This window comes from Mucilaginibacter pocheonensis (genome assembly GCF_031456535.1).
Classification (GTDB): Bacteria; Bacteroidota; Bacteroidia; order Sphingobacteriales; family Sphingobacteriaceae; genus Mucilaginibacter; species Mucilaginibacter pocheonensis.
On the sequence record NZ_JAVDUU010000003.1, the window covers coordinates 118,388 to 134,526 of the forward strand.

The following is a 16,139-nucleotide window of genomic DNA, read 5'->3' on the forward strand; positions in this document are numbered from 1 at the left end:
ATCAACATGAAAAAGATATTTTTTCTATCAACCATATCGGCCGTTATCCTGATGACTTCCTGCAACAAGCAGTTAAATCAGGTGCCCATCTCTACTCCTACAACGGCAACTTTTTATAAAACACCAAGTGATTTTCTGCAGGCTTCTAATGCAATTTATGGAGATCTGCACAACTATCCGGTAAGATTGGCCAACCTGTCTGAGATACGATCTGACAATATTTACGGCGTTTCAGTTACCGTTCGGGATTGGGATCCGGTAAATGATTTTTCACCATCATTAGCTGCAAATGCTTACGTTACAGAAGCCTGGGGCACAGATTTTAATGGGATTTTCAGGGCCAATACCTTGCTTGAGCAGATCGCTAAAAACGGTAGTAACATAGGCTCGGCCACTTTAGCTGCAAGATTGCAAGCCGAAGCAAAGTTTTTGCGCGCGTTTTATTATTTTGATCTGGTTAGATATTTTGGCCAACTGCCTATTATTGATCATGTTGTAAGTGGTCAGGAGGCAAATACCATTGGTCGCAGTCCGGTGGCTGATGTTTATAAACTGATCATCGCTGATCTGCAATCAGCTGTAGCCAATTTACCAACCGTTTATTCAGCAGGCGATGTTGGGCGAGCGACTAAATATGCTGCCGAGGCTTTATTGGCCCAGGTTTATATGGCCAGATCAGGTCCTGATTATGGTATAAAGGGGCCTGGATTGGGGGCAAATGAATGGAACCTTGCATTGCCATTGTTACAAGATATTATCAATAGCAATCAGTTTACTTTTAATTCCAGCTATAGTAACATATTCTCTTATAATAATCAAAACCCCGCTGTCAATAAGGAAGCTGTTTTTGATGTAATGTATACCAGCGGCATAAGTGGTACAAGTGATCTTTATGGCGCTTCGTTCCCATGGACGCTTGCTCCCAGTGGTTATTTTTTATCTATTGGTGGTAAAACATCAAACGGCAGTTTAGAGATCATTCCTGTGTCAAATGATCTGGCTAATAGTTACGAAACCGGTGACGTACGTAAAGATTTTAGCTTATATACGGCTGGATATACAAATGCCGGAAGTACCGAAAATCGTCCATTTTTTAAAAAGTGGCTTGATGTTACCAAAACTCCCGTTGCCAGCCGTTTCGATTGGGGAATTAATTTTATAGCTATCAGATATACAGATATTTTAATGCTTAAGGCCGAGTGCATATTGCATGGCGCAACCGGTTCGCAAAGTGATGTTGACGCTATTGTCAACCAGGTTCGTACCAGGGCTGGCTTAGCGCCGGTTTCGGGAGTGACACTGCCCCAGTTGTTCAGCGAACGCCGCAGAGAATTTGCCAACGAGGGTTCGCGCTGGTTTGATTTGCAAAGAAGCGGTGACCTGATAAACGTCATGAATTCCTGGATTGCTAAGGAAGATGCGCAAAAGAGTATCAAGCCGGTTGTCGCCAATTATGTGATCTATCCGGTTCCACAATCGCAGCTGGATACAACGCCAGGGTTGTATTCACAAAATCCCGGATATTAAATCGGAAATATGAAATAAGAGTCGAATGTCATAAGTAAACATAGTGGTTTTACTCCCTGCTGGAAGCGGGGGTAAAACCACTATCAAACGTAATCCCGTATGGCTAACCACTGGTGGTTTAGCAATAATATCAATGAAAACAAACCTATGAAATTACTGCACAGTTCTTTTTTCTTATTATTTATAGCTGTAACCGTAGTGAAAGCACAAATGAAACTGGATTGGACAAATAAAGTTGGGGCCAAACAGTATCCATCAAAAACAACAGTATGGTATGTAAATGATAACGGGGCGACTAACGACGGCAGCACGCTGAATACAAATGCCATACAACAAACTATTGACAAATGTTCGGCAAAAGGTGGCGGCATTGTTTCATTTAAATCCGGCAAATATTTAACAGGCTCAATTTTTCTAAAAGAAAATGTGTGCCTGAATATTGGTGAAGGAGTGGAGCTGATGGGTAGCCAAAATATAAAAGATTACCCGGAAATTAATACCCGTGTAGCCGGTATTGAGATGAAATGGCCTGCTGCTTTAATCAATATCATTGGGCAAACAAACGCTGCCGTCGCAGGTAAAGGGCTGGTGAATGCTCAGGGCAAACCATTTTGGGATATTTATCGCAAAATGCGTGCTGAATATGATCCCAAGGGGCTGCGCTGGATTGTAGATTACGATGCTAAACGCCCTCGTACATTACTCGTTTCCAATTCTACTGATATCATCATTAAAAACATTACGCTGCAACAAGCTGGTTTCTGGACTGTGCAATTGCTTTATTCCAGGCAAGTTACTGTTGATGGCATTACTATCCGCAACAATGTTGATGGCCACGGGCCATCAACGGACGGTATAGATATAGATTCATCCAGCTGGATATTAGTTCAAAATTGTGATATTGACTGTAATGATGATGACTTTTGCCTTAAGGCAGGTCGTGACTGGGATGGACTTAGGGTGAACAGGCCAACCGAATATGTGGTAATACGCAAATGTATATCAAGGGCAGGGGCAGGATTACTTACCTGTGGCAGCGAAACATCCGGAGGTATAAGACACGTACTGGCGACTGACCTTATTAGTAATGGAACCAACAATGGTTTAAATTTGAAATCGGCCATAACCCGGGGCGGTACCGTTGAGGATATTCACTTTACTAACATCACCATGACTGGCGTAGGCACGGCATTTCAGTTTACCTTAAACTGGAACCCAAGTTACAGTTATTCTAAACTGCCCGAGGGGTATGATATGAATACTTTGCCTGAACATTGGAAAAAGATGCTACACCGGGTAGAACCGGCAGAAAAGGGAATTCCGCATTTTAAAGACATTTTTATTTCAAACGTTAAGGTAACCGGAGCAAAAAAAGCTATAAATGCCATAGGGCTAAAAGAATCAGCCATGCAAAATTTTCATTTTGAAAATGTTGATATAAGTGCTGCTACGGCGGGCAATGTGAAATTTGCACAAGGTTGGGAGTGGAAAAATTCAGCGATAAAGGCTTTGGACAATACCCAAATAGATTTTAATGGCGATGCATCCGGTCAAAGATAAGTGGAGCATAAAAAGATCCATGGTTTGCTATGGTGCTATCCTGGCGCTATTTTTCTGCGCATGGTCGGTGCCTCGCACATCAGGCAATGCAATTTCACTTTCTGGCGAGTGGCAATTTCAAACTGATCCGGCCGATCAGGGAATTAAAGAGAAATGGTTTCTAAAAACATTAGCTGATACCATACACTTACCAGGTTCAATGGCCCAACATCTGAAAGGAGATGATATTACGCTGAAAACGAGGTGGACGGGCAGTATCTATGACAGTTCATGGTTCTATAATCCGCACATGGCTAAATACCGCCGCCCCGGTAATTTAAAAATACCTTTCTGGCTTACACCTGCAAAGCATTATACGGGGGCAGCCTGGTATAAAAAGGAGATAATTATACCTGCTGATTGGAATAATAAGCGCATCGTGCTTTTTTTGGAAAGAGTGCATACAGAAAGCCACGTTTGGCTGGATAGTACGGAGGTTGGCTTACAAAATAGCCTGGTCGCGCCTCACCAGTTCGATCTGGGCGATAAAATATCAGCAGGAAAGCATACCATAACACTTTGTATTGATAACCGGGTAAAGGATATCAATGTGGGGCCCGACTCCCATAGCATTACAGATCACACACAAGGTAACTGGAATGGTGTGATCGGTAAAATGGAGCTTCGGGCAGGCCCTGTAGCATGGTTGGATGATGTACAGATATATCCAGACTTGAGGCACAAGTTAGCGCGCGTTTATGTGATGGTAAAAAATGAAAAAGGTGAACTGACTGGGAAGCTCACTTTGCATGCCACAGCATTCAATACAAAAAAAACTCAGTCAACAGTCCTCATAAGCAAGACTGTTGTTGTAAAGAACGGTCTTTCAGAAGTAACTATGGTATTGCCTTTGGGAGAGAAAATGCAAACTTGGGATGAATTTTCTCCTGCATTATATAAGCTTACTGCCACGCTTACAGTGAATGGCGTATCTGACATTAGACAGGTTAACTTTGGTATGCATGAGTTTAAAGCTGATGGCAAGCAATTTACAATAAACGGAAAGCCGGTTTTTTTACGAGGCACGGTAAATAACTGCGAATTTCCTTTAACAGGATATCCCCCCGCTACAGAAGCGGCGTGGGACCGTATTTTTAAAATATGCAGGGCTCATGGATTAAACCACATGCGCTTTCACTCGTGGTGCCCGCCTGAGGCTGCTTTTGATGCAGCCGATAAAGCTGGCTTTTACTTGCATGTGGAAGGTCCTTCATGGGCAAATCATGGTATTGGCCTGGGTTTGGGAAAACCAATTGACCAATACATTTACGACGAAACAAACCGCATGGCTAAATGGTACGGTAACCATCCTTCTTTTTGTATGATGGCATACGGCAACGAGCCCAGTGGTAAGCAGGTGGAGTATCTTACCAAATTTGTAGATTACTGGAAAACTAAGGACAGCCGAAGGTTGTATACAGGCGCCGCGGTGGGTGGCAGCTGGCCCGTAATACCTAACAACCAATATATGGCCCGTGCTGGTGCAAGAGGGCTTGCCTGGGGAAAGCGCCCGGAAACCAACACTGATTACAGCAGTCAGATAGCTAAGTTTAATGTACCTTTTGTTGCTCATGAAATGGGGCAGTATTGCGCATTCCCCGATTTTAAAGAGATCAGTAAATACACCGGTGTTTACCGGGCACGGAACTTTGAACTGTTTCAGGAAGACCTGAAGGATCATGGTATGGCAGATGAGGCCGAAAAGTTTCTAACCTCATCCGGAAAATTGCAGGCTTTGTGTTATAAACATGAAATTGAAAAAGCCATGCGCACCCCCGGTTATTCGGGGTTTCAGCTATTATCATTAAATGATTATCCGGGGCAGGGTACAGCCCTGGTAGGCGTGCTTAACGCTTTTTGGGATAGCAAGGGATACATTACCTCCAAAGCGTTTTCGCGTTTTTGTAACGCTACTGTACCGCTTATACGCACTGATAAATTTGTATACCAGAACAAAGAGGCCTTGAAAGCCGAGGTTGAACTGTTTAATTACAGCAGGCCAATGACAGCCGCCTTAACCTGGAAAATAACCAATCAACAACATAAGATCATCAGGCAGGGTGTTTTAGCAAAAAAAAGGTATGTGATGGGCAATTGTCAGCAGTCCAGAGAAATCGGGATATCGTTGTTGCAGGTAAGATCTCCTCAAAAACTTAACCTGGAAATATCAGTTCCGAACACGCCTTATGTAAATGACTGGGATTTTTGGGTTTATCCGGATACCTTACCCAAAATTAAGAACGATGTATATTATACTACGTTGCTGGACGATAAAGCAAAACAAGTATTAGCTGATGGCGGTAAAGTATTTTTAAATGCTTCGGGCAAGGTGATCAAGGGAAAGGAAATTATTCAGTCGTTTACTCCCGTATTCTGGAACACTTCCTGGTTTAAAATGCGCCCTCCGCATACGCTTGGTTTTGTTTGCGATCCCCGGCACCCCATATTCAACGCTTTCCCTACCTCAGCCTACAGCGAGCTTCAATGGTGGGATATTTTATTTAACGCCCAGGTAATGCATTTAGAGGACTTTCCGCTCACGTTTCGCCCCATTGTACAGCCCATCGACACCTGGTTCATGAACCGCCGTCTGGCTTTGCTATTTGAAGCAAAAGTTGGCAGGGGAAGCATTGTTGTTAGCAGTGCCGATCTTTCACCTGAAACGGATAACAACAGGCCGGCTGCAAAACAATTGTATTACAGTATTATAAAATATATGGCGTCGCCGGGTTTTAAGCCGGCTGCGGAGATTAGTTTGAATACAATTGAAGATATTTTCAAAACCGGCTCAAAGGAGGTATTTGTATCTTATACAAATGGTACACCAGATGAACTGAAGCCCAAAAACAATAAAAAACAGTAATGAAGACAGTAAAAATAGGCATATTATCAATCATGGTCATCTTTGCAGTCCTGGCGTTTGTTTATCAGCAAAAGCCGACGCTGTACCTTATAGGCGATTCCACAACGCACAACGCTGATAAAGAGACCTGGGGTTGGGGAAGCATTGTTCCTGATTATTTTGATCTGTCAATGATCAGTGTAAAAAATCATGCTATGGCCGGCCGAAGCACACGCACATTTTTAAAGGAAGGCCGTTGGCAAAAGGTTGATTCGTTGCTGAAACCAGGTGATTATGTAATGATGGTATTTGGCCATAATGAAGGGAGTAAACCCGATACCACTAAAAGCGGTTACCGTGGTGTTCTTAAGGGAACCGGCCAGGAAAATGTTGAGATCGCTTGGCCAAACGGGTTAAAAGAAACAGTGCATACCTACGGCTGGTATTTTCGGAAATTTATAAGGGATACCAAAGCTAAAGGAGCAACCCCAATTGTGCTGTCGATGATCCCGCGTAACGAATTTCGGGATGGCAAAGTGATCAGGGCCAATCATGATTACGGTCAGTGGGCACGTGAGGTAGCGCAGCAGGAAGGCGTTTTGTTTATTGATATGAACAGCATAACAGCTGATAAATACGATCAATGGGGACCTGATTCTGTAAAGAAATTTTTCCCGGGTGATCATACCCATACTAATAAGCAAGGGGCTGCCATCAATGCCGAATCTGTTGTTGCCGGTATCCGTGCCGACCCTAAAAACCCTTTAAACAAATATTTAAAACATTAATTGTCATGAAACATTATATACGAAAAAATGGAGCGTTTAGCTTGATGTTATTGTCAGCGCTGTTGCTTTCATCTTTTTTGATGGAAAGACCAGCGGAAAAACCGGTTTTATATCTTATTGGCGACTCCACTGTAAAAAACGGCAAAGGAAAGGGTGATGGCGGCTTGTGGGGATGGGGTAATTTTATTGCTCCTTATTTTGATACCACACGCATAGTTGTTGAAAATGACGCTTTGGGTGGTACAAGCAGCCGCACTTTTCAAACCATGGGTTTATGGGATAAGGTATATGTCAGGGTTAAACCAGGCGATTTTGTGATCATGCAATTTGGACATAACGACAGTGGGGCACTTGACGATACAGCCCGGGCCCGGGGCACTATTAAAGGCATTGGAAACGAACAGCAGGAAATTTATAACCCCATCAGGAAGGTTAAGGAAGTGGTACATACCTATGGATGGTATATGCGCAAGTTCGTTAATGATATCAAAGCCAGAGGCGCCACGGCAATTATCTGCTCGCCTATTCCCCGTAATATTTGGAAAGATAGTAAATCAGCCGGGCGTAATAATATCGACAGCTATGGACAATGGGCTAAAGACGTAAGCGAACAGACGGGAGCATACTTTATAGATTTGAATAAACTCATTGCCGACGATTATGACACTGAGGGCGAAGCAAAGGTAAAATCAACTTATTTCGGCACAGATGCCACGCATACCCTTGAAACCGGAGCACAGTTAAATGCTGGGTTTGTAATACAGGGGATAAAAAATCACAGGCAATTGGCATTGAATAAGTATTTGAAATAGGATGGGAAAAGGCATTGAAAATAAGCTATGAAAAGACGGGAATTTGTTGAACAGTTGGGTTTGTCGTCGGCTATGATGTTATTGCCGGGTTTGGTTTTGGGTAGTTCTGATGACCATATTTCCGCTTTTGCAAAAAAACTAAAGCCGGTGGGACGTACGCTTGAAATGGAAGGATATTATGTTTGGTGTAACAGCCCTATAGAAGGTCCTGATGGTCGGATCCACCTGTTTTTTTCAAGATGGATTGCCTCAAAAAAAATGGGGGGCTGGATTAATGGCTCGGAGATATGCCATGCCATTGCCGATACCCCGGAAAGTGAATTTAAATTTCAGAGTATTGTGCTTTCGCCCCGTGGGCCGGGATATTGGGACGCTACTACTTGCCACAATCCTTCTATCAAAAAAGTTGATGGTAAATATTGCCTGTTTTTCATGGGCAATTCCAACGGAAAAACCAATACCAAGCGTATCGGGCTGGCAACAGCTGATAGCCTCGAGGGGCCATGGCAACGGCCAGATCAGCCTTTATTGTTGCCCGGCCCTCAGGGTGCATGGGATGATCATTGCACCACTAATCCGGCATTTATAAAACATCCAAATGGTCAATACTGGCTGTTTTATAAATCATGGAATACTAAAGAATACGAAACCTCAACTGACCCACTGGTAAAAGGGAACCGTAAGTATGGTTTGGCCATTGCTGATGAGTTGGAGGGGCCATATATTAAATACAGCGGTAATCCGGTCATTGATTTTTCGGGCCGGGGCAATAATACCCAGTTGGAAGATGCCTTTGTTTGGTTGGATAAAGGACGTTTTAAAATGCTTGCGCGCGATATGGGGGTATTTAACCATCAATACGGTTTATATATGGAATCAAAAAATGGTAAACATTGGCGGGAGCCCGAAATAGGATATTTTAATGCAGATTATTATCATATAAACCAACCTCCGCCACCTAAATACTTAAACAAGTACGGACGCTTTGAAAGGCCGCAGTTGTTGTTTCAAAATGGTAAACCAACGTACCTGTTCACTACCTCGCAAGGAGGAAGATACATGACGGCTTCGCCTTTTATATTTAAAATACAATCATAGTATGAGTAAGCTGCAACAGATATATATCCTGTTTTTTGTTTTTGTTTTCCCTTTATTTACAAATGCACAAACAAAAATTGATCGCAGGGAATTGGTACAACGGCATAACGTTATCAATACAAGTACAGATTCGCTGTCCGCTTTATCAGTAGGTAACGGGCGTTTTGCCTTTACTGTTGATGCCACGGGCCTTCAAACATTTCCTGAACATTATGACAAAGGCATTCCGCTGGGTACACAATCTGAATGGGGCTGGCATAGTTTTAAAGATACCACGGGTTATAAGTTTGCCGAAACATTAAAAACGTACACATTTAACGGTCGTAAAGCCGCTTACGCCGTACAATGGAATCAACCGGGCCGCAACAAAGATGCCGCAAATTGGTTCAGGGGAAATGTTCACAGGCTGCAATTGGGCAACCTGGGTTTTATATTGCTGCATAAAGATGGGACTGCGGCCAGTGTGCAGGATATTCAAAATATTCGCCAAAAACTGGATTTGTGGACGGGTATCATTATCAGCTCTTTTACATTTGATGGTGAACCAGTACACGTACAAACTTGTGTTCACCAGGGCCAGGATCTTATAGGCGTTAAAGTAAAATCAAAACTAATTATCGAAGGCAGGCTCAAAGTTCTGCTGCGTTTCCCATATCCTACCAACCAGTTTGCTGATTATGGTGACAATTGGAAATATCCCGAAAAACATAGCTCATCAATTATTAGCTCCGGGAAACAACAGGCTACTATTGTTCATCAACTTGATACCAACAAATATTTTGTAAGTTTTGCCTGGCAAGGTGCAGCATCTGTAAAAAATATTGCTGCCCATCAGTTTGTGCTATTTGCACATGATAAAACGGATTCATTGATGTTTACCTGTCTGTTTACACCTCGTAAACCAGCAATGGCCGTACCAGGCTTTACGCAAACGCTGGCAAATAGCATACAGCAGTGGAAAGCTTTTTGGCAAAGCGGCGGGGCTGTTGATTTTAAAGGAAGTACAGACCCGCGGGCCAGTGAACTGGAACGGCGCGTTGTGTTATCACAATACCTTACCAAAATACAATGTGCTGGAAATTATCCACCGCAGGAAACGGGGCTTACCTACAATAGCTGGTATGGCAAACCTCACCTGGAAATGCACTGGTGGCATGGCACTCACTTCGCATTGTGGGGGCGCGAAAAATTACTTGAGAACAGTATGGCCTGGTATCACCATGCAAAGGCCAATGCGCGGGCCATAGCCCAGAGGCAGGGTTATGATGGTGTGCGCTGGCAAAAAATGACTGACCCTGATGGCAATGAAAGTCCCTCGTCGGTAGGAGCGTTCCTGATATGGCAGCAACCACATTTTATTTACTTTGCCGAGCTGGATTATCGGGCACATCCCAATAAAAAAACGTTAGAGAAGTATAAAGATCTGGTGTTTGCCGATGCAGATTTTATGGCATCGTTCCCCACTTATGACCGCGAACATGACCGTTATATATTAGGCAAGGGCATTATCCTGGCCCAGGAACGTTACAATCCCGAAGAAACATTTAATCCCACCTATGAGCTCCAATATTGGCGGTGGGCACTTAGCACGGCTCAATTATGGCGTAAGCGTTTAAGAATGCAGCCGAATGAAAAGTATGCCCTTATCCTCAGAAAACTATCCAATCTTCCTCAAAAGGACGGTGTTTACCTGGCAGCGGAAAGTTCCCCGGATGCTTATACTAATCCTAAGTTAAAAACAGATCATCCCGCTGTACTCGCTGCTTACGGTATGTTGCCGTATGACAATAAGCTGAACATAAATGTGATGAAAAAAACCTTTAACCTGGTATGGGATGTATGGGATTGGAAAGATACCTGGGGATGGGATTTTCCAATGACCGCTATGACCGCCACCCGGTTAAATATGCCGGAAAAAGCCATCGAAGCTTTATTCATGCCCATAAAAACCAATACTTATTTACTTAACGGGCATAATTATCAGGACGGTCGTTTACGCTTATACCTACCGGGTAATGGAGGATTGCTGACAGCTGTTGCCATGATGTGTGCCGGCTGGGACGGATCAACAACCGCGAATCCGGGCTTTCCCAAAAACGGCAAATGGAAAGTTCGGTGGGAGGGACTTAAAAAAATGCCTTAGCATCTGAAAACAAAACACTGAATTGAACATAATCTTTTTTTAATATATCATATGAATAACCTATTTGTAAGCATAAGAAAAGCGACATTAAGCGTCGGTATAATCTTTATAACGGGAGGCGTAGCACTGGCACAACAACCCCTGAAAAGCAAGGTGCTGGCAGATATGACTTTAGCCAATAGCTATTTTATGCAAAAATGGCCAGACCCCGGTGCCGACGTAATTGTAAAAGGTATTACGCGTACGAGTAATTTATGGACAAGAGCGGTTTATTACGAAGGGCTGATGGCTTTGTATGAAATTGATCCTCAAAAAACATACTACGGATACGCGGTTGATTGGGCGCAAAAACACCAATGGAGTCCGCGAGGCGCAGTAAACACCCGTAATGCTGATAATCAATGCTGTGGACAAACTTATATTGACTTATATCTGATTGATAAAAAGCCGGAGCGGATAGAAAAAATAAAGCAAAGTATTGACTTAATGGTAAATAGCGAAAAAAAAGACGACTGGAACTGGATTGACGCTTTACAAATGGCTATGCCGGTATATGCAAAACTGGGCGAAGTTTATAAAGATAATAAGTACTATGAAAAGATGTACGATATTTATAATTACACCAAAACAGTACACGGCGGTACCGGCCTTTATAATACTACAGAGCATCTCTGGTGGCGTGATAAAGATTTTGTGCCGCCTTATAAAGAGCCTAACGGTGCAAACTGCTATTGGTCACGCGGTAATGGATGGGTGGTTGCCGCCATGTTGCGTGTGTTGAATGTAATGCCAAAAAATGCGCCGCATCGTGATGAATACCTGAGTGTTTATAAAGAAATGATTGAAGCATTGGTGCCTTTGCAACGTGCGGATGGATATTGGAATGTAAGTTTAAAGGATTCCACCAATTTTGGCGGTAAGGAATTATCTGGCACCGCGCTGTTTACCTACGGCATGGCCTGGGGTATTAACCACGGCATCCTGAAAAAGAAAACGTACTTACCAATGGTTATTAAAGCGTGGAATGCAATGTCAAAAGATTGCCTGCATGCCGATGGGATGCTTGGTTTTGTTCAGGGTACCGGTAAAGAACCCAAAGATGGGCAACCGGTGGGTTATAATAATTTGCCAGATTTTGAAGACTATGGGTTAGGCTGTTTCTTGCTGGCCGGCAGCGAGGTGTATAAACTGAGTAAATCATGAAGAAAATATTTATGTTAGTCGGGTTTGTTTTGCTGATGGCTATCAATGCGCGCGCTCAAACAGGTATTGGCGTCAACAAATTGGGGTACAAAAAACAGGGCAATACATTAACTTTTAGCAATTCCAACGGCGATGTCAGGCTTGAATTTTGCTCTCCTTCCATGTTCAGGATAAGAGCCAGTTGGAGCCGCAAGTTCCAGGCAGACGAACACCTAATGCAGGAAAATTATACATGGCCTGCAGTTGCTTATAAAATAACCGATGCCAAATCGGCTATTGTTGTTCAAACATCAGCATTGATTATCACCGTTATCAAATCGCCGTTTAAGATCAACGTATCCGACAGGAAAGGTATTATGCTTTCATCGGAATATGAACAACTAGGAGGTTTAAGCCATAACATGGATACTGTAAGCTGCACTAAGGACCTTATGGCAGATGAACATTTTTTTGGCTTTGGCGAGCGCATGGATTTCACTGATCAGCGCAACAAGTTGTTAAAATTAAATGTTGGTCGGGGTAAGAGTAAAAATAATTTGTTGGGTGCTTATAATGTTAATGAGGCTAATTATTGCCCCGTACCGTTTTTTATGAGTACGCGCGGATATGGTATTTATCTGCACAATTCATCCGCGACAGAGTGGGATATGGGCAGTAAAAGCAATAAACAATATAGTTTTAAGGCTTATGACGGTGAGCTTGATTATTATTTCATTTATGGGCCGGCATTTCCTTCTATACTAAATAGTTATTTAACCATTACAGGTAAATCACCTTTATTGCCCCGCTTTGCGTTTGGTTTGCACATGGGTACATACAGTGGCGGTACCTGGGGGCATGAGGAGCTTACGTATGATCAATATGTGATAGCCCTGGCCCGTAAAATGCGCGAAATGGGCATCCCGGTCGACTTGTTGTTTCTGGATTCAACCTGGCGCCTGTTTGGTAAAAATGGTGGCAAAGGCGCTACCACATTTGAATGGCGGGAAACCTTTAAAGATCCTAAAGCTATGTTTGATAGCCTGTACGCAATGCATTTTAAAATGGTAGGGTTACATATCAGACCCCGGTTTGATAACGCCAAAAATCTGAACCTGCTTGATGAAGCACGTGCCAAAGGCTTTACTTATCCCGAAAATGGCAAGCCTGGCGAGTTTGTGAACTTTTTTGACCAACAGGCAACCAATTGGTGGTGGAATAATGGTGTAATGAAGGTGGCTTCTATAGGGGCCAAATTTCTCAAAACAGATGAGGGCAGCGCATTTGGTTCTTTAGCTAATGAGAGCGAGAAAGTAGGACCTACCGGCAGAGAGATCGCTCAGCTTCATAATGTATTTCCTATTGCGTACGCTAAGGCGCCGTATTTGAATTTTCAGAAATATAACGGTATGCGCGGGTTAAACCAAACGCGTGAAGGTTATTCGGGTATACAACGTTATCCTTATATTTTTGCAGGAGACTGGCCAAGCGAATGGCAGTACTTTGCACCTGTTATAAAAGCTGGACTAAATATTGGACTATCTGGAGTGGGCTATTGGGCGCATTGTATGGGAGGGTTTGAACATGCAGCCGATCCGGAATTATATATGCGCTGGGTGCAGTTTGGTATGTTTAGTCCGGTTGCCATGGTATTCGGAATGGATCATCCCGGATATAAGGAACCGTGGAACTACGGCGCGGAAGCCCTGGCTAATTTTAAAAAATATGACGACCTGCGTTACCGCTTAACCCCATATATATACAGCAGTGCCAATATTCAATACCAAACAGGTATGCCGTTAATGCGGGCTCTGGTGTTGCCATATCAGGATGATGCCAATACTTATGACATAGCAGACCAATATTTGTTAGGTGACAACTTGATGGTTTGTCCGGTGACAACAAAAGGAGCCCAAACTCGTACCATTTATTTACCTGAAGGCACCTGGTTTGATTATTGGACCGGTAAAAGATACAATGGGAAACAATATGTCCAAGTACTAACCCCTATGGATTGCCTGCCGCTTTTTGTAAAAGCAGGTGGTATCATACCCATGCAGCCCGCCATGAAATATATGGACGAAAAGCCGGTAGATGTGATTACCCTTGATGTATTTCCTGGCGCGGCATCGGAATTTAAATTGTATGAAGATGATGGGCTCAGCCTGAAATACCAAAAAGGAGAAAACGCTATTTCTGCAATAACCCTGGCTAACCAGCAAAGTGGCTTGAAATTGTCTATCAAAAAACCGGTTGGCAATTACAAATCTTCACAACATAGTTACCTGGCAAAAATCCATTGGATAGGTGATAACCCACCCGTTTCGGTTTCTGAAAACAGTTCGGTGTTAACTGCCTTTGACAACGTTAATGCCTTGGAAAAAAAACCGGGCTGGTACTTTGACAAGTCAGCTGGTTTGTTGTGGATAAAGCCAGCGCATAATAATAGTGAAGATATTGCCCTTGATATAAAATAATAAACACCCTGTCAATTATCCTATGAAAAAAGTATTAAGCGTTCTAATCCTCGCTGCTCTTATAAACAATTCTTTATCAGCTCAGAACAGGGGAACTTCCAATCGCCCTAATATCATTGTAATTTTAGCCGATGACATGGGTTATTCCGATATAGGCTGTTTTGGCTCCGAAACACAAACGCCCAATCTGGACGCGCTGGCAAAAGGCGGGTTGCGTATGACACAGTTTTACAATGCCTCACGCTGTTGTCCAACCCGCGCATCGTTATTGACTGGGCTATATCAGCACCAGGCTGGTGTGGGAGATATGGTAAACCACAGGAATATACCGGCTTATCAGGGATACCTGAACCAAAACTGCGTAACCATAGCCGAAGCATTAAAAGCAGGTGGATATAACACACTAATGGCTGGTAAATGGCATGTGGGTACCAATCCTGCACATTGGCCTGTTAAACGCGGATTTGATCGTTATTTTGGTTTGATAGATGGAGCAAGCAGTTATTTTAATCCCACAAGGCCATACCGCCCCAATCAAAAATTAACCATCGCTTTGGATGATAAGGAGTTTAACCCAGGGCCAAACTGGTATTCAACTAACGCTTATGCGGATTATGCGATCAGGTTTATTGATGAGAATAAAAATACAAACAAGCCATTTTTTCTTTACATGGCATTTACAAGTCCGCATTGGCCCATACAAGCTTTGCCAGACGATATTACCAAATATAAGGGCAAATACTTGAAAGGTTGGGATGTGCTGAGACAAGAACGATTTGAACGCCAAAAACAACTGGGCATCATTAGGAAAGATGAAAAACTATCAGCAAGAGATAAAAGTGTACCCGAGTGGGATAGTTTAACAGCTGAAGAAAAAGATCGCTTTGACACCAAAATGGCAGTTTATGCTGCAATGATTGACCGAATGGATCAAAACATAGGCCGGATCAGGAAAAAATTGCAGGAACTAGGTGAGGACAAAAATACCATCATCATGTTTTTGTCAGATAACGGAGCCAGTAACGAAAGTATAAAAGGTCCTGGTTTTACACCAGAAATTTTAGCGGCAAATGATAAGCCGGCAACTGATCCTTCTTCTTTTACATCCTATGGTCCCCTGGGTGCTAATGTCAGTAATACACCCTTTCGTTTATTTAAGCACTGGGAATATGAAGGGGGGACTGCCACACCATTTATAGCTTATTACCCCGGGATTATAAAAGCCGGTTCTGTTGTTAATAAGCCTGCTCATATCATTGACCTGATGGCCACTTGTCTTGACCTGGCAAAAGTTCCCTATCCAAAAGTTTATCATGGTAATTCTATTACACCAACCGAGGGCGTAAGCCTGGTGCCTGTATTTAAGGGGCAAAAATGGGCAGGGCACAACGGGCTTTTCTTTGAGCATGAAGGTAACCGGGCGGTAAGGCAGGGCAACTGGAAACTGGTATCCCAACGCCCGGAAAATAAATGGGAACTTTATAATATCAGTACAGACCGCGCAGAGCTGAACGACCTGAGTGATAAATACCCTAAAAAAGTAGCTGAATTAACCGCAATGTACCATGCATGGGTTGCAAGAGCCGGTGTTATAGCTTTTGATGAATTGCCTAAGTCACAAGGCGAATAGGCGTTTTAGCCTATCGCCATTAACGCCCACGCGGTAATTTT

Annotated in this window: 10 protein-coding genes; all 10 read left to right on the forward strand. The window is 43.2% G+C overall.

Going from position 1 to position 16,139, the window contains the following annotated elements:
- Positions 1–6: 6 nt before the first annotated feature.
- The 10 genes from J2W55_RS13905 to J2W55_RS13950 all read left to right on the forward strand — a co-directional run bounded on the left by J2W55_RS13905 (position 7) and on the right by J2W55_RS13950 (position 16,098).
- Positions 7–1,527 carry a RagB/SusD family nutrient uptake outer membrane protein gene (locus J2W55_RS13905; RefSeq protein ID WP_310096568.1) on the forward strand — a complete coding sequence of 507 codons (1,521 nt, stop codon included), beginning with the start codon at positions 7–9 and terminating at the stop codon, positions 1,525–1,527.
- A 99-nt stretch (positions 1,528–1,626) separates the two neighbouring features.
- Entirely contained in the window at positions 1,627–3,087 is a 1,461-nt protein-coding gene (locus J2W55_RS13910) for a glycoside hydrolase family 28 protein (RefSeq protein ID WP_310096569.1), read from the forward strand.
- The gene (locus tag J2W55_RS13915) at positions 3,068–5,989 is read left to right on the forward strand and encodes an exo-beta-1,4-galactosidase (RefSeq protein ID WP_310096570.1); all 2,922 of its coding nucleotides are present in this window, start codon (positions 3,068–3,070) and stop codon (positions 5,987–5,989) included. Before J2W55_RS13910 ends, J2W55_RS13915 begins: the two co-directional genes overlap by 20 nt.
- Positions 5,989–6,756: a rhamnogalacturonan acetylesterase gene (locus tag J2W55_RS13920; RefSeq protein WP_310096571.1), complete on the forward strand. Its 768-nt coding sequence runs from the start codon at positions 5,989–5,991 to the stop codon at positions 6,754–6,756. Before J2W55_RS13915 ends, J2W55_RS13920 begins: the two co-directional genes overlap by 1 nt.
- A 5-nt stretch (positions 6,757–6,761) precedes the next feature.
- Complete coding sequence (locus J2W55_RS13925; RefSeq protein ID WP_310096572.1) at positions 6,762–7,568, forward strand: rhamnogalacturonan acetylesterase; 807 nt, start codon at positions 6,762–6,764, stop codon at positions 7,566–7,568.
- 27 nt (positions 7,569–7,595) lie between these two features.
- Positions 7,596–8,666 (forward strand): glycoside hydrolase family protein, encoded by a 1,071-nt coding sequence (locus tag J2W55_RS13930; protein ID WP_310096573.1) that lies wholly within the window; start codon positions 7,596–7,598, stop codon positions 8,664–8,666.
- A 1-nt stretch (position 8,667) separates the two neighbouring features.
- Positions 8,668–10,809 (forward strand): hypothetical protein, encoded by a 2,142-nt coding sequence (locus tag J2W55_RS13935; protein WP_310096574.1) that lies wholly within the window; start codon positions 8,668–8,670, stop codon positions 10,807–10,809.
- A 51-nt stretch (positions 10,810–10,860) separates the two neighbouring features.
- Positions 10,861–12,012 (forward strand): glycoside hydrolase family 88/105 protein, encoded by a 1,152-nt coding sequence (locus J2W55_RS13940; RefSeq protein ID WP_310096576.1) that lies wholly within the window; start codon positions 10,861–10,863, stop codon positions 12,010–12,012.
- Complete coding sequence (locus J2W55_RS13945) at positions 12,009–14,468, forward strand: glycoside hydrolase family 31 protein (RefSeq protein ID WP_310096578.1); 2,460 nt, start codon at positions 12,009–12,011, stop codon at positions 14,466–14,468. Before J2W55_RS13940 ends, J2W55_RS13945 begins: the two co-directional genes overlap by 4 nt.
- Before the next feature lie 22 nt (positions 14,469–14,490).
- The gene (locus J2W55_RS13950; RefSeq protein WP_310096580.1) at positions 14,491–16,098 is read left to right on the forward strand and encodes an arylsulfatase; all 1,608 of its coding nucleotides are present in this window, start codon (positions 14,491–14,493) and stop codon (positions 16,096–16,098) included.
- Positions 16,099–16,139 lie beyond the last annotated feature (41 nt).

Coding starts and splice junctions, on each gene's coding strand:
- J2W55_RS13905 (WP_310096568.1), top strand. CDS start 7: ATGAAAAAGATATTTTTTCTATCAACCATATCGGCCGTTATCCTGATG.
- J2W55_RS13910 (WP_310096569.1), top strand. CDS start 1,627: ATGGCTAACCACTGGTGGTTTAGCAATAATATCAATGAAAACAAACCT.
- J2W55_RS13915 (WP_310096570.1), top strand. CDS start 3,068: ATGCATCCGGTCAAAGATAAGTGGAGCATAAAAAGATCCATGGTTTGC.
- J2W55_RS13920 (WP_310096571.1), top strand. CDS start 5,989: ATGAAGACAGTAAAAATAGGCATATTATCAATCATGGTCATCTTTGCA.
- J2W55_RS13925 (WP_310096572.1), top strand. CDS start 6,762: ATGAAACATTATATACGAAAAAATGGAGCGTTTAGCTTGATGTTATTG.
- J2W55_RS13930 (WP_310096573.1), top strand. CDS start 7,596: ATGAAAAGACGGGAATTTGTTGAACAGTTGGGTTTGTCGTCGGCTATG.
- J2W55_RS13935 (WP_310096574.1), top strand. CDS start 8,668: ATGAGTAAGCTGCAACAGATATATATCCTGTTTTTTGTTTTTGTTTTC.
- J2W55_RS13940 (WP_310096576.1), top strand. CDS start 10,861: ATGAATAACCTATTTGTAAGCATAAGAAAAGCGACATTAAGCGTCGGT.
- J2W55_RS13945 (WP_310096578.1), top strand. CDS start 12,009: ATGAAGAAAATATTTATGTTAGTCGGGTTTGTTTTGCTGATGGCTATC.
- J2W55_RS13950 (WP_310096580.1), top strand. CDS start 14,491: ATGAAAAAAGTATTAAGCGTTCTAATCCTCGCTGCTCTTATAAACAAT.